The organism is Bradyrhizobium diazoefficiens (assembly GCF_016616235.1).
Classification (GTDB): domain Bacteria; phylum Pseudomonadota; class Alphaproteobacteria; order Rhizobiales; family Xanthobacteraceae; genus Bradyrhizobium; species Bradyrhizobium diazoefficiens_H.
Genome location: NZ_CP067100.1, coordinates 3,671,424 through 3,685,064, shown reverse-complemented (window position 1 = coordinate 3,685,064; position 13,641 = coordinate 3,671,424). Strand labels below are relative to the sequence as shown.

Sequence of the window (13,641 nt, the reverse complement as noted above, 5' to 3'; positions counted from 1 at the left end):
ATCTACCTCGTCCGCGGCTGGATCGAGAAATCATAGGCCGCCCCGCCCGCCCCCGGCAGGGAAAAATGCCACCACTCCTTCGAATAGTTCACAAAGCCTTGCCTCGCCATCGCAGCCACCAGCCGCTTGCGCCAGGCGCGCTGCTCCGGCGTGATCGATGTTACAGCGGTATGGCCTTTCGTGTCGGTGCAGTCATAGCCGGTGCCCATGTCGACGCTGCCTTCCGGCAGACGCGCCTCGGCCGGCGCGGTGCAATCGGCATAGGTCTTGGACGGATCGATCCTGGCGGAATTGTGCGCCTTGAGATCGACCAAAGTGAGGTCGAGCGCGGCGCCCGTCGAATGCTGCGAGCGGCTCGCGATGTAGCCGAGACGGAACAATTCGGTCTTCGGGATCTTCGGATTGTAGCGCCGCTCGGCAGCGGTCTCGCGGCCGTTCTGCGACCACTTGACCATGTCGAGCGAGGCCCGCGCCGGCCGGTAGCAGTCGAACATTTTCAGCGACAGGTTCTGTGCGGCAAGCTCCTGCTGCACCGCCTTCAACCGCAGCCCCACCTCCCGCTTCACCACGCATTCGCCGGCATTGTAGCCGGCGAGCGGACGGCCGACGAAATTGTTGGAGGTGGCGTAGCGGATATCCTGGATGATGCTGGGATCGATGTCGCGCAGATAGACGAAGCCGCCGGGCAACGATTGGGCATAGGCTGCACTGATCGTTGCTGCGGACAAGAGCACAGTCAGAATTGCTTTCACGAAATGGCCCTACATCGTCGTGGCCCGGTTTATCCCTGCCATCCACGTTCTTTTTGCGTCAAATGCGTTAGAAGAGCGTGGATGCCCGGGACAAGCCCGGGCATGACGGAGAGGCCACGCCACGGCGAGGAAATCGACAGATCAGGGGATAACTCCCGTCCCGCCGATTGGCCCTTGCCCACCCCGCCATCCCCGCCTATAGCTCTGCTTTTAATGACATCGAAATCGACCTTCGTCCTCGGCCACCGGCATTTGCTGGGCATCGAGGGCCTTTCCGCGGCCGATATCACCGGCCTGCTCGACCTGTCCGAAGAATATGTCGAGCTCAACCGCCAGGTTGACAAGAAGCGTACCGTCCTGCGGGGACGGACGCAGGTAAACCTCTTCTTCGAGGCCTCGACCCGGACCCAGTCCTCGTTCGAGCTCGCGGGAAAACGGCTCGGCGCCGACGTCATGAACATGTCGGTGTCCTCCTCGTCCATCAAGAAGGGCGAGACGCTGGTCGACACCGCGATGACGCTGAACGCCATGCACCCGGATATCCTGGTGGTACGCCATCACGCCTCCGGCGCGGTGGAACTCTTGGCGCGCAAGGTCGACGGTTCCGTGATCAATGCCGGCGACGGCGCGCATGAGCATCCGACCCAGGCGCTGCTCGACGCCCTGACCATCCGCCGCAACAAGGGCCGGATCGAGGGCCTCGTCATCGCCATCTGCGGCGACGTGCTGCATTCGCGCGTCGCGCGCTCCAACATCATCCTGCTCAATGCCATGGGGGCCCGCGTCCGCGTCGTTGCCCCTTCGACGCTGCTGCCGCCCGGCATCGAGCGGATGGGCGTCGAGGTCGCGCGCGACATGCGCGAGGGCCTCAACGGCGCCGACATCGTGATGATGCTGCGGCTGCAGCGCGAGCGCATGAACGGCTCGTTCGTGCCGTCGACCTCCGAGTACTTCCACTATTTCGGGCTCGACCAGAAGAAGCTCGCCTATGCCAAGCCCGACGCGCTCGTGATGCATCCAGGTCCCATGAACCGCGGCGTCGAGATTGACACTGCGGTTGCCGACGGCGCGCAGTCCCTGATCCGCGAACAGGTCGAGATGGGCGTCGCCGTGCGCATGGCGGTGCTCGAAGCGCTCGCCCGCAACCTGCCGAACGCGTGATGCCGATGCTGACCGATCGCCGCCCCGTCCTGCTCGCCAACGCCCGCGTCGTCGATCCCGCCAGGGATTTCGACGGCATCGGCGACGTTCTCATCGCCGACGGCGTCATCCGCGAGACCCGCCGCGGCATCGGCGCGGCCGGCGTCCCCGAGGGTACCGACATCGTCAACTGCACCGGCAAGATCGTCGCGCCGGGTCTGATCGACATGCGCGCCTTCGTTGGCGAGCCCGGCTTCAGCCATCGCGAGACTTTTGCCTCGGCGAGCCAGGCGGCTGCGACCGGTGGTGTCACCACGATCATCTGCCAGCCCGAGACCGAGCCCGTCATCGACAATTCCGCGACCGTCGACTTCGTGATGCGCCGCGCCCGCGACACCGCGATCGTCAACATCCTGCCGATGGCGGCGCTGACCAAGGGCATGCGCGGCGAGGAGATGACCGAGTTCGGCCTGCTCAAGGCTGCCGGCGCCATCGCCTTCAGCGACGGCGACCGCAGCGTCACCAATGCGCAGGTGATGCGCCGCGCGCTGACCTACGCCCGCGATTTCGACGCGCTGATCGTGCACCACACCGAGGACCCTGACCTGGTCGGCGAAGGCGTGATGAACGAGGGCGAGTTCGCCTCCCGCCTCGGCTTGATGGGCATCCCGAAGGCCGCCGAAGCGGTGATGCTGGAGCGTGACATGCGCCTCGTCGCGCTGACCGGCGGGCGCTATCACGCGGCCTCGCTGACCTGCATCGACTCGCTCGATATCTTAAGGCGCGCCCGCGATGCCGGGCTCGCCGTCAGCGCCTCGGTTTCGATCAACCATCTTGCGCTGAACGAGAACGACATCGGCCCCTACCGTTCCTTCCTGAAACTGTCACCGCCGCTGCGCACCGAGGACGACCGCCGCGCGCTGGTGGAGGCGATGGCCGCGGGCCTCATCGACGTCATCATGTCCGATCACAATCCGCAGGACGTCGAGGTCAAGCGCCTTCCGTTCGCGGAAGCCGCGCCCGGCGCCGTCGGGCTCGAAACCATGCTGCCGGCCGGCCTGCGGTTGGTGCATAATGGCGAGATGGAACTGACGACGCTGATCAGGGCGATGTCGACCCGGCCGGCCGAGCTGCTCGGGCTGCCTGGGGGAACCCTGCGCGCAGGCAGCCCGGCCGACCTCATCGTGATCGACCCCGATACGCCCTGGATCGTCGATCCCGCCGATCTCAAATCGCCCTGCAAGAACACGCCGTTCGACGAGGCCCGCTTTACAGGTCGCGTGGTGCGCACCATTGTCGGCGGACGGACGGTGTACGAGCATGTCTGACATGGGCAGCTGCGGCCAGGGACTTTGCAACCATGGGGCTTGAAGCATTTCTGCCGGTGGCCCTCGTCATCGGTTATCTCCTCGGCTCGATTCCGTTTGGGCTGATCCTGACCAGGCTCGCCGGCACGCAGGACATCCGCTCGATCGGCTCCGGCAGCATTGGCGCCACCAATGTGCTGCGCACGGGACGCAAGAGCCTTGCTGCGGGCACCCTGCTGCTCGATGCGCTCAAGGGCACCGTCGCGGTCGTGATCGCCGGCTACATCGCGGGGCCCAACGCCGCGATGGTGGCCGGGCTCGGCGCCTTCCTCGGCCATCTCTTCCCGGTCTGGCTCAAATTCAGGGGCGGCAAGGGGGTCGCCGTCTATATCGGCATCCTGCTCGGCCTGTTCTGGCCGGCCGCAATCGTGTTCTGCCTGCTCTGGCTGGCAACCGCGTTCACCAGCCGCTATTCCTCGCTGTCGGCGCTGGTGGCGGCGTTCATCACGCCGATGTTCCTGTGGTGGTTCGGCCACCTCGCGCTGGCCTCGCTGTCCGCGGTGCTGACGCTGCTCTTGTTCTACGCGCATCGCGAGAACATCAAGCGCTTGCAGGCCGGCAAGGAAAGCCGGATCGGCGAGAAAGCCTAGAGCGTTTTCGAGCGAAGTGGATACCGGTTCGCGTCAAGAAAACGCGTCAAACAAATCCAGCTCCGGAAAAAATACGGATACCGCCGCGCCTCTTCCGCATTATATGCCAATTCCTGTTTGCAACGGGGCCCGACTCACGGCCAGAGTAGTGAATCGGTTCCATGCCTGTCATCCCGACAGAGAGATGGCGTTACGCGGTTGCTCAGAATGAGCGAGAAAATTATCGGCACGCAACATGACGGTGGCTTGCAGGGCACGGCGGCAAGCCGGCTGCTCTCGACCACCAATATCTGGTCCGATGCGCCCTCGCCGCCTGTCGCGCCGCAGCCCGCCGCCGTTCCCACGCCGCAACCTGAGCCCGTCGCGGAAGCTGTGCCAATCGAGGTCGCAAGCAAGCCCGCGCCCGTGCAGGCCCGCCCGGCTCAATGGCCGCCGCGAAAACTCTCGCTGGCGCTTCAGGGCGGCGGCACTTTTGCCGCCTTCACCTGGGGCGTGCTGGAACGGCTGCTGGAAGAGTCCTCCATCGAAATCGACACGATCAGCGGCGCCAGCGCCGGCGCCATTAACGCGCTGCTCCTGGCCTGCGGCCTTGCCGAAGGCGGCCGCGAAGGGGCCCGCACGCGACTGAGCCGGTTTTGGCTCCGCCTCCTGCATGAAGCCTCATTCCGTTCGCTGATGCTGATCGGCGGCTTTTCGCCGGCGGGAAGCTCGGTCGCGTTCGGTCCGACGCTGCGCTCCGGTCAGTTCGATCCGTTCGATCTCGATCCGCTGCGACAGGCACTGTCGCGCGACATCAATTTCGCGGCCTTGCACGCTGCGGCCTGCCCAAAGCTCCTGATCGCGGCAACGCGGATCCACGATGGGCAGCAGCAAATCTTCCGCAACGACGCAATCACGGCGGACGTCGCCCTGGCCTCAACCTGTCCGCCCCTGGTTCACTGCGCCATCGAGATCGACGGCGAGGCCTATTGGGATGGCGGCTACGGCGGCAACCCGCCCCTGATAAGACTCGCGCAGGAGTCGGCAACCGCCGACCTGCTGCTGGTCCAGGTCACGCCGGCGCGCGACGGCTATGTGCCGATCACGCTCGCTGCGATCGACCGCCGGCTCGACCAGATCGCGGCCAATGCCGCCCTCAATGCCGAGATCGCGGCGATCGAATGGGCGCAATCTCACGCAGCACCTGCGCTGCGGCTGTCCAGGATCGCGGCAGAGGACTCCATCGAGGGCCTGGCCCAGCGCTCATCGGCCGACCTCGGCCGCGGCTTCATCCGCCTCTTGCACCGGAGCGGCCGCGAGGCCGCCGGGCGCTGGCTCGCGCAAGGCGCTGTTGGCGTCGAGGCCGAATGCGCGCCACCCACCGAACTTGCGCTAGCCTGATTTCGCCAGCGCATCCTCCAGGAACCACGCGGCGGCTAGCGCACCCGGATCGTTGCCGAAGCGCGCAATCACCTGCACGCCGATTGGCAGGCCGCCGACCTTCAGCACCGGCACGTTGACGCAAGGATTGCCCATCAGCGTCCAGAGCCGGTTGTAGCGCGGATCGCCCGTGGTCGCGAGTTCCTTGGCCGGCGCCGTGCCCGGCGCGGAATAGGTGAGCAGCACGTCAAAACCCTCGAACAACTCGTTGAGCTCGCGGCGGCCGCGGCGGGCGATGCGGCGTGCGTCGTCGTATTCCCTCGGCGTCAGTCCGACCGTCGCATCGAGGCTGGCGCGCAGCATCGGCGCGATCTCGTCGTGACGTTCGTCAAACTCCCAGGCGAGCGCGCGATGTGCCTCAAAGTCCTGGATGATCGGGTGGATGCGCCAGGCCTCCTGCACCGCCTCGGGCAGATCGATGATCTGCACGCTGGCGCCGGCCTTCTCGGTCGCCTTGATCGCAGCCTGCAAGCCCTGCTCGGCCGCCGGCTCCACGGCGCCGGCAAACTCCTGCCTGACCACACCGATGCGCGGCGCGTTCGCCGCGACGATGCCGGAGAATTCGGTACGTCCGGTCATCGCCAAAAGGCCGCGCGCGAGATCTTCCGCCCGCGATCCGAACAGGCCGACCGTGTCGAGCGCCCACGAATAACACTTCACCCCGACCGTCGGCAGCATCCGGAACGACGGCTTGATCGCAGCCGTGCCGCAATAGGCCGCGGGCCGGATCACCGAGCCGCCGGTCTGCGTGCCCAGCGCCAGCGGGATCATGCCGGCGCCCACGGCGGCCGCCGAGCCCGAGGACGAGCCGCCCGGCGAATGGCTGGGATTGTGCGGATTGAGCGTCACCGTCGGATCGCGCGAGGCGAACGCGGTCGTGGTGGTCTTGCCGATGACGGTGGCACCTGCCCGCTTCAGCATCATCACCACAGGCGCATCACTGCGCGGCTGCCAGCCGCGATAGATCTCCGAGCCCATCTCGGTCGGCATGTTGGCGGTGTCGATGATGTCCTTGATCCCGACCGCGATGCCGCGCAGCGGGCCCGAGGCTTGCGCTTTCGCGGCCTTGTCGTAGCGGACGAAGGCGCGGACGTCCTTCTCCCTGGTCTCGATCGCCGCAAGCGACTGGGCGAGGGCGGCATCGGGCGACAACTCGCCGGCTTCGATGCGGCGCTGGAGGTCGGCGAGTGAGATCATGGCAATACCCTTCTTATTGGGATCGCTTTTAGCATCGGGGCAATACCGTGCAAGCGCACGTCGCTGTTGCGCAACGCCCTCAGGTTGTTCCATGCTATGCCCACAAGGAGCCGCAGTGGACGCCATCAATCCCAGCATGGAGCTAACCGAGGCTGAGCGGATCGACCGCCTGCGGCTGATCCGCTCCGACAATGTGGGCCCGCGCACCTTCCGTTCGCTGGTCGATCACTTTGGCAGCGCGCGCGCCGCGCTGGAGCGGCTGCCCGATCTGGCGCGCCGCGGCGGCGCGCAGCGATCCGGGCGCATCTGTAGCGCGGATGAAGCCAAGGCCGAGCTCGCCGCAGGCCGAAAACTCGGCATCGCCTGGCTCGTGCCGGGTGAAGACGGCTATCCGGGACGGCTGGCGATGATCGACGATGCCCCGCCCCTGCTCGCGGTGCGCGGTGACAAGGGGACCTTGATGCGGCCGATGATCGCGATCGTCGGCTCGCGCAACGCCTCCGGCGCCGGCCTGAAATTCGCCGGCCAGCTCGCGCGCGAACTTGGTGAGGCCGGCTTCATCGTCATCTCGGGACTCGCTCGCGGCGTCGACCAGGCAGCGCATCGCGCCAGCGTGGAGAGCGGCACGATTGCGGTGCTCGCCGGCGGTCATGACTGCATCTACCCGCCCGAGCATGGCGATCTGCTCGCCTTGATCCTCGATCACGCCGGCGCGGCGATCTCCGAGATGCCGCTCGGCCACGAACCGCGCGCCCGCGATTTTCCCCGCCGCAACCGGCTGATCTCGGGCGCCGCGCTCGGCGTCGTCGTGGTGGAAGCAGCGCACCGCTCGGGCTCGCTGATCACCGCGCGCATGGCGGCGGAACAGGGCCGCGAGGTGTTCGCCGTCCCCGGCTCGCCGCTCGATCCGCGCGCCGCTGGCACCAACGATCTGATCAAGCAGGGCGCTACGCTGGTCACGGAAGCCGCCGACGTAGTCAACGCGGTTCAGCCGATCATGGAGCGCCCGCTGATGCACCCCGTTGGCGAGCCCGACAGCGAGCCGTTCGAGAGCGATCCGCAAGGCCATGACCGCGACCAGATCACCGCCCTGCTCGGCCCCGCACCCATCTCGATCGACGACCTCGTGCGGATGTCCGGCGCTTCGCCCGCGATCGTGCGCACCGTACTGCTGGAACTCGAGCTCGCGGGCCGGCTCGAGCGCCACGGCGGCGGACTGGTGTCGCTGCTCTAGCGGAGGATGAAGTCAGGCTCCAACGCCTACCGGGGGCCTGGAGGGGCAGGGCAATCGCATGTGGCATGTTGGACCGTCTGAGCGTGCGCCTCGTCCTTCGAGACGACTGCTCCGCGATCTCCTCAGAACGAGGCTAAGCGGCACCTTCGCCTGCTAACCGCTGCCACGTACTCCCTCCTCATCCTGAGGGCCCGCCAAAGGCGGGCGTCTCGAAGCAGGGCCGCAGGAAAGTCGCTTCCATGAGGCGGCGGCTGACAGACCGACAAAAGCTAGAACCAGACGCCCTGAATGCCCAGGATGACGGCGAGGAGCGATACGAGGAGCCCGATGCCGGAGAAAATCGCCACCCCGATGAACTCGGCGATATCGGAGCGTTTGGCGGGAATGGCGGAACGGTCGGTGTAAATACGCGGTGCTGAAATCGACGGCAAAATGCGAGCTGCCTTTGGCATCACGGGGCTCCCTTGAAAATGAGTCTATGACCTCCCTGCCCGTAAGAAGGTCTTGGCAGCATGCGCGAAGGTTCAACGCTTCACGCAAGGTTCAAGAAATACCTCCCGCAAGGCGCAGGAACCGGCCGATGCAACCGCGCGCGGAGAGCGTCGACCGATTCAATTTTCACCGAGATTGATCAGCCGCGATAGATTGGTGCCCCGCTCGGCGAAGCCACCGCGCCGCCGTCGACGAAGATCTCCTGACCCTGGATGTGCGCGGCATCATCGGAGGCGAGGAACAGCACCGTCTTCGAGATGTGATCTGGTTCACCAAGGCGCCCAAGCGGCGTCATCAGCCCGATCCGCTTCTCGAATGCCTTCTCCGCTTCGGGCGTTGCGATCGCCGCGCCCCAGATCGGCGTGCGGATCGCACCGGGCGCCACGACGTTGACGCGGATGCCGCGCGGCGAAAGTTCCGACGCCATGATCCGCGCCATCGCGCGCACGCCGGCCTTGGCGGCGCCGTAGGCGGAGTAGCCGGGAATGCCGAGCACCGAGATCACCGAGCCGTTGAGGATGATCGAGGCATTGTCGTTGAGATAAGGCAGCGCCGACTGCACGGTGAAGAACACGCCGGTGAGGTTGGTGCTGATGACCTTCTCGAATATTTCGAGCGTCGCCGACCCCAGCGGCGTGCCGCCGGGAATGCCGGCATTGGCGAACACGATGTCGAACTTGCCGAACTTTTCGGCGCCCTGCTTGATCGCGGCGTCCGTTGCGCCGATGTCGGTAGCGTCGGCAACGAGCGCAAGCGCGTTCGGGCCGAGCTCCTTGGCCGCAGAAGCCAGCGTCTCCTTGTTGCGCCCGGTGATCACCACCTTGGCGCCCTCGGCCACGAACAGCTTTGCCGTCGCAAGTCCGATGCCGCCGTTGCCGCCCGTAATCAATGCCGTCTTGTCCTTCAGTCTCACACTCGCCTCCAGTGGTTTCATATTGAAACTAGATTGCCATCTAGGGCATTTGGTTTTATGATGCAACCGCACAAGCCCGTGATCGGCGCCGAAATCGGGCGCGACAGGACGACAGACGATGGTGAAACGAACCAGCTTCGAGGGGGATTCTTGCCCGATCGCACGGTCGCTGGAGGCGATCGGCGACTGGTGGTCGCTGCTGATCATCCGCGAGGCGCTGTTCGGCGTCCGCCGCTTCGGCGAGTTTCAGAGCAAGCTCGGCATGGCCAGGAACATCTTGTCGGCCCGCCTGCGATCACTCGTGGACCACGGCATTCTCACCACCGCCCCAGCCTCCGACGGCAGCGCTTATCAAGAATACGTGCTGACGCCGAAGGGCCGCGGCACCTTCCCCGTGCTGGTCGCGCTGCGGCAATGGAGCGAGGAATTCGACGACCATCCCGAGGAGATCGCGACCATTCTGGTCGACCGCGAGAAAGGCCGCCCGGTGAAGAAGCTCGAAATGCGCGCCGAAGACGGCCGGCTGCTCAACCCCGCGGACACGATGCTGAAGCCCCGACCGCCGCCGCGGCGGCGCTCGGCGTGACCAGAGTCTTTCCGCGGAGGCAGTCTGGATTGCTTCGCCGCGCCCGCAATGCCGACGCGGAAGCACTTGTACAAAATACAGCCAGCATCGAAGATGGCTCGATACTGCAAAGCGGCGCCATCCATGCCCCTGCTCGCGATCGTCTATTTCTCCATCACCGGCACCACCGAGAAGCTGGCGCATGCCGTGGCGCGCGGAGCGGATGGCATCGCGGACGTCGCGCGTTGTCGCATCAGGAGCGACGACATCGCGTCAGGCCGCTTCCAGAATGAGAGCCTGCTCGAAGCGATTGACCACGCTAGCGCCGCTGCATTTGGCAGCCCGACATACATGGGCGGACCCGCAGCGCAATTCAAAGCCTTCGCAGACGCTTCAAGTGACCGCTGGAGTCAGCAGCGTTGGGCCAACAAGATCGCGGGCGGATTCACGACGGGCGCCTGCGCGAGCGGCGATCAACTGCACACGTTGACTTACTTTTCCATTCTGGCTGCGCAGCATGGCATGCTCTGGTGCGGACTGGATGTTCCGGGTGGGGAAGATCCGGGCGGCCGCAATCGCTTAGGCAGCCAGCTCGGCCTTGCGACACATTTGGTCGACGCCGTGTTGCCTGAGAGCGACCTCAGCACGGCCGAATATCTCGGCCAGCGATTGGCTCGGATGGTCGCCCGCAACGGCTGACTGCACCGTCATTGCGAGGACCGGCAGTGAACCCTCACGACAGCTTGCGCTTGCTCCGCAGCCGCAAGTGCTCGTCGGCTTCCAGCCTGGTCATGCCCAATAGATAATGCAGCACGTCGAGCTTGTGGCGCTCGGCCAGCTTGCGCAATGCGCCGGCCTGCTCGGCGATGAAGGCGACTGCCTCATCGACGCCGCCCTCCTCCGGTTCCTCATTGCGCGAGCGCCCCGGCGCGCGCGATGCGGCACGCGCCCGTTTCTTTCCTGGCTTAGCCACCGGACCCAACCCCGAATCCATACCCCGGAGGAACTCTACGCCGATAGCGAGCACAACTCCAGGGTGGTATTTTACAACTTTCTCGATATGAAACTTCTCCCACCCGGAGCGCCTTCAGCGCCCCTCGATTTGACAGGGACCGCCTCACCACCCATGTTCGGGACGAAACGGCCGACCCGAATCTCGTCGAATTCGGCCCAAGATTTCCCCGTAAGTTACTGGAACTACATGAATATCGTCATTGTGGAGTCGCCGGCGAAAGCCAAGACGATCAACAAATATCTGGGCTCGTCCTACGAGGTTCTGGCCTCATTCGGCCATGTCCGCGATCTCCCGGCGAAGAACGGCTCCGTCGATCCCGACGCCAATTTCAAGATGATCTGGGAGGTCGACCCCAAGGCCGCCGGCCGGCTCAACGACATCGCCAAATCCCTGAAGGGCGCCGACCGTCTGATTCTGGCGACCGACCCTGATCGCGAGGGCGAGGCCATCTCGTGGCACGTGCTGGAGGTGATGAAGGAGAAGCGCGCGCTGAAGGATCAGAAGATCGAGCGCGTGGTGTTCAACGCCATCACCAAGCAGGCCGTCACGGACGCGATGAAGCACCCGCGCCAGATCGACGGCGCGCTGGTCGACGCCTATATGGCGCGCCGTGCGCTGGACTATCTGGTCGGCTTCACGCTCTCCCCTGTGTTGTGGCGCAAGCTGCCGGGCGCCCGCTCGGCCGGCCGTGTGCAGTCGGTGGCGCTGCGCCTCGTCTGCGACCGCGAGCTCGAGATCGAAAAATTCGTGCCGCGCGAATACTGGTCGCTGATCGCGACCCTGCTCACCCCGCGCGGCGATGCCTTCGAGGCGCGCCTCGTCGGCGCCGACGGCAAGAAGATCCAGCGCCTCGACATCGGCACTGGTGCAGAGGCCGAAGACTTCAAGAAGGCGCTGGAACTGGCGACCTACGCCGTCACCGCGGTCGATGCGAAACCCGCTCGGCGCAACCCGCAGGCGCCCTTCACCACCTCGACGCTGCAGCAGGAAGCCAGCCGCAAATACGGCTTTGCGCCGGCGCACACCATGCGCATCGCCCAGCGTCTCTATGAGGGTATCGACATCGGCGGCGAGACCACCGGACTCATTACTTATATGCGGACCGACGGTGTGCAGATCGATCCGTCCGCGATCACCCAGGCGCGCAAGGTGATCGGCGAGGATTACGGCAACGCCTATGTGCCGGATGCGCCGCGCCAGTACCAGGCCAAGGCCAAGAACGCGCAGGAAGCGCACGAGGCGATCCGCCCGACCGACCTCTCCCGCCGCCCCGACAGCATGAGCCGCAAGCTCGATGCCGATCAGGCCAGGCTCTACGAGCTGATCTGGAAGCGCACCATCGCGAGCCAGATGGAATCGGCCGAGCTCGAGCGCACCACGGTCGACATCACCGCGAAGGCCGGCCCCCGCACGCTGGAGCTGCGCGCGACCGGCCAGGTCGTCAAGTTCGACGGTTTTCTCGCGCTGTACCAGGAAGGCCGCGACGACGAGGAGGACGAGGATTCGCGCCGCCTGCCGGCGATGAGCCCGAACGACGCGCTCAAGCGGCAGTCGCTCGCCGTCACCCAGCATTTCACCGAGCCGCCGCCGCGCTTCTCGGAGGCCTCGCTGGTCAAGCGCATGGAAGAGCTCGGCATCGGCCGGCCCTCGACCTATGCCTCGATCCTCCAGGTCCTCAAGGACCGCGGCTACGTCAAGCTGGAGAAGAAACGCCTGCATGGCGAGGACAAGGGACGCGTCGTCGTCGCGTTCCTGGAGAGCTTCTTTGCCCGGTACGTCGAATACGACTTCACCGCGAACCTGGAAGAGCAGCTCGACCGCATCTCCAACAACGAGATCTCCTGGCAGCAGGTGCTGAAGGACTTCTGGCGCGACTTCATCGGCGCCGTTGACGACATCAAGGATCTGCGCGTTGCCCAGGTGCTCGACGTGCTCGACGACATGCTGGGCCAGCACATCTATCCGCCCCGCGCCGATGGCGGCGATATCAGACAGTGCCCGAGCTGCGGCACCGGCCGCCTGAATCTCAAGGCCGGCAAGTTCGGCGCCTTCGTCGGCTGCTCGAACTATCCGGAGTGCCGCTACACCCGTCAGCTCGCCGCCGACGGCGAAGCCACCGCCGACCGTTCGCTCGGCCAGGACCCCGATACGGGGCGCGATGTCTGGGTCAAGGCCGGCCGCTTCGGCCCCTACATCCAGCTCGGCGAGCAGAAGGACTATGAGGAAGGCGAGAAGCCGAAGCGCGCGGGCATTCCGAAGGGCACCTCCCCCGGCGATGTCGATCTCGAGCTTGCACTCAAACTGCTGTCGCTGCCGCGCGAAATCGGCAAGCACCCGGAGACCGGTCAGCCGATCACGGCCGGCCTCGGCCGCTTCGGGCCGTTCGTGAAGCACGAGAAGACCTATGCGAGCCTCGAGAGCGGCGACGAGGTGTTCGACATCGGCCTCAACCGCGCGGTCACGCTGATCGCCGAGAAGGTCGCCAAGGGCCCGAGCCGGCGCTTCGGCGCCGATCCCGGCAAGGCGATCGGCGATCATCCCACCCTCGGCACCATCACCGTGAAGAGCGGCCGTTACGGCGCCTATGTCACCGCAGGCGGCGTCAACGCGACGATCCCCGCCGAGTTCGAAAAGGACGCCATCACACTGCCGCAGGCGATCGCGCTGATCGATGAGCGCGCGGCCAAGGGCGGCGGCAAGCCCAAGACCGCTAAGACGGCGAAGAAGGCCGCGAAGCCGGCCAAGGCCAAGAAGACTGCGGAGAAGGCTGCGGACGGCGAGGACGCAACGCCGAAGAAGAAACTGGCCGCGAAGAAAGCCGCGCCCAAAACCAAATCCGAATCCACCAGCAAGGCGCGCGCCGCCGTGTCGTCGACGGCAAAGACGTCGCCGACCAAGGCCGCCGCCACCAAAGCTCCGGCCAAGAAGAGTGCCGGCAAGACTTAGATCAAGAGTTA

General features: G+C 65.7%; 13 protein-coding genes. 8 read left to right on the top strand and 5 right to left on the bottom strand.

What is annotated here, in order from left to right:
* Nucleotides 1-2 precede the first annotated feature (2 nt).
* A complete protein-coding gene (locus JJB99_RS17440) occupies nt 3-752 on the bottom strand; it encodes a M15 family metallopeptidase (RefSeq protein WP_200499877.1) in 750 nt (249 codons plus the stop codon).
* A gap of 213 nt (nt 753-965) precedes the next feature.
* Here JJB99_RS17440 and JJB99_RS17435 point away from each other — a divergent pair, with 213 nt between their 5' ends.
* The 4 genes from JJB99_RS17435 to JJB99_RS17420 all read left to right on the top strand — a co-directional run bounded on the left by JJB99_RS17435 (nt 966) and on the right by JJB99_RS17420 (nt 5,229).
* The gene (locus tag JJB99_RS17435; RefSeq protein ID WP_200499876.1) at nt 966-1,913 is read left to right on the top strand and encodes an aspartate carbamoyltransferase catalytic subunit; all 948 of its coding nucleotides are present in this window, start codon (nt 966-968) and stop codon (nt 1,911-1,913) included.
* Nucleotides 1,914-1,918: 5 nt separating this feature from the next.
* On the top strand, nt 1,919-3,220 hold the full coding sequence (locus JJB99_RS17430; protein WP_200500197.1) for a dihydroorotase: 1,302 nt from the start codon (nt 1,919-1,921) through the stop codon (nt 3,218-3,220).
* Nucleotides 3,221-3,252: 32 nt separating this feature from the next.
* Nucleotides 3,253-3,849 carry a glycerol-3-phosphate 1-O-acyltransferase PlsY gene (gene plsY / locus JJB99_RS17425; RefSeq protein WP_200499875.1) on the top strand — a complete coding sequence of 199 codons (597 nt, stop codon included), beginning with the start codon at nt 3,253-3,255 and terminating at the stop codon, nt 3,847-3,849.
* Nucleotides 3,850-4,056: 207 nt separating this feature from the next.
* The gene (locus tag JJB99_RS17420; protein ID WP_200499874.1) at nt 4,057-5,229 is read left to right on the top strand and encodes a patatin-like phospholipase family protein; all 1,173 of its coding nucleotides are present in this window, start codon (nt 4,057-4,059) and stop codon (nt 5,227-5,229) included.
* Here JJB99_RS17420 and JJB99_RS17415 read toward each other — a convergent pair.
* Nucleotides 5,221-6,465 carry an amidase gene (locus tag JJB99_RS17415; RefSeq protein WP_200499873.1) on the bottom strand — a complete coding sequence of 415 codons (1,245 nt, stop codon included), beginning with the start codon at nt 6,463-6,465 and terminating at the stop codon, nt 5,221-5,223. The two genes, JJB99_RS17420 and JJB99_RS17415, sit on opposite strands and share 9 nt — an antisense overlap.
* A gap of 91 nt (nt 6,466-6,556) precedes the next feature.
* On the opposite strand from JJB99_RS17415, the gene dprA reads away from it, so the two are divergent.
* Nucleotides 6,557-7,699: a DNA-processing protein DprA gene (dprA, locus tag JJB99_RS17410; RefSeq protein ID WP_200499872.1), complete on the top strand. Its 1,143-nt coding sequence runs from the start codon at nt 6,557-6,559 to the stop codon at nt 7,697-7,699.
* 269 nt (nt 7,700-7,968) lie between these two features.
* On the opposite strand, the gene JJB99_RS17405 is transcribed toward dprA, so the two are convergent.
* Entirely contained in the window at nt 7,969-8,151 is a 183-nt protein-coding gene (locus JJB99_RS17405; RefSeq protein ID WP_200499871.1) for a hypothetical protein, read from the bottom strand.
* A 179-nt stretch (nt 8,152-8,330) separates the two neighbouring features.
* A complete protein-coding gene (locus JJB99_RS17400; RefSeq protein ID WP_200499870.1) occupies nt 8,331-9,104 on the bottom strand; it encodes an SDR family NAD(P)-dependent oxidoreductase in 774 nt (257 codons plus the stop codon).
* 118 nt (nt 9,105-9,222) lie between these two features.
* On the opposite strand from JJB99_RS17400, the gene JJB99_RS17395 reads away from it, so the two are divergent.
* Nucleotides 9,223-9,690 carry a winged helix-turn-helix transcriptional regulator gene (locus tag JJB99_RS17395; RefSeq protein WP_200499869.1) on the top strand — a complete coding sequence of 156 codons (468 nt, stop codon included), beginning with the start codon at nt 9,223-9,225 and terminating at the stop codon, nt 9,688-9,690.
* 123 nt (nt 9,691-9,813) lie between these two features.
* Entirely contained in the window at nt 9,814-10,368 is a 555-nt protein-coding gene (locus JJB99_RS17390) for a flavodoxin family protein (RefSeq protein WP_200499868.1), read from the top strand.
* A gap of 34 nt (nt 10,369-10,402) precedes the next feature.
* On the opposite strand, the gene JJB99_RS17385 is transcribed toward JJB99_RS17390, so the two are convergent.
* A complete protein-coding gene (locus JJB99_RS17385) occupies nt 10,403-10,642 on the bottom strand; it encodes a hypothetical protein (protein WP_200499867.1) in 240 nt (79 codons plus the stop codon).
* A 228-nt stretch (nt 10,643-10,870) separates the two neighbouring features.
* Between JJB99_RS17385 and topA the strand changes: the two genes are divergently transcribed.
* Nucleotides 10,871-13,630 carry a type I DNA topoisomerase gene (gene topA / locus JJB99_RS17380; protein WP_200499866.1) on the top strand — a complete coding sequence of 920 codons (2,760 nt, stop codon included), beginning with the start codon at nt 10,871-10,873 and terminating at the stop codon, nt 13,628-13,630.
* The last annotated feature ends 11 nt before the right edge of the window (nt 13,631-13,641 follow it).

Bases quoted from the DNA above. Each gene is read 5' to 3' on its own strand.
- JJB99_RS17415 (WP_200499873.1), bottom strand. From the start codon at position 6,465: ATGATCTCACTCGCCGACCTCCAGCGCCGCATCGAAGCCGGCGAGTTG.
- dprA (WP_200499872.1), top strand. From the start codon at position 6,557: ATGCTATGCCCACAAGGAGCCGCAGTGGACGCCATCAATCCCAGCATG.
- JJB99_RS17430 (WP_200500197.1), top strand. From the start codon at position 1,919: ATGCTGACCGATCGCCGCCCCGTCCTGCTCGCCAACGCCCGCGTCGTC.
- JJB99_RS17405 (WP_200499871.1), bottom strand. From the start codon at position 8,151: ATGCCAAAGGCAGCTCGCATTTTGCCGTCGATTTCAGCACCGCGTATT.
- JJB99_RS17420 (WP_200499874.1), top strand. From the start codon at position 4,057: ATGAGCGAGAAAATTATCGGCACGCAACATGACGGTGGCTTGCAGGGC.
- JJB99_RS17390 (WP_200499868.1), top strand. From the start codon at position 9,814: ATGCCCCTGCTCGCGATCGTCTATTTCTCCATCACCGGCACCACCGAG.
- JJB99_RS17395 (WP_200499869.1), top strand. From the start codon at position 9,223: ATGGTGAAACGAACCAGCTTCGAGGGGGATTCTTGCCCGATCGCACGG.
- JJB99_RS17435 (WP_200499876.1), top strand. From the start codon at position 966: ATGACATCGAAATCGACCTTCGTCCTCGGCCACCGGCATTTGCTGGGC.
- topA (WP_200499866.1), top strand. From the start codon at position 10,871: ATGAATATCGTCATTGTGGAGTCGCCGGCGAAAGCCAAGACGATCAAC.
- plsY (WP_200499875.1), top strand. From the start codon at position 3,253: ATGGGGCTTGAAGCATTTCTGCCGGTGGCCCTCGTCATCGGTTATCTC.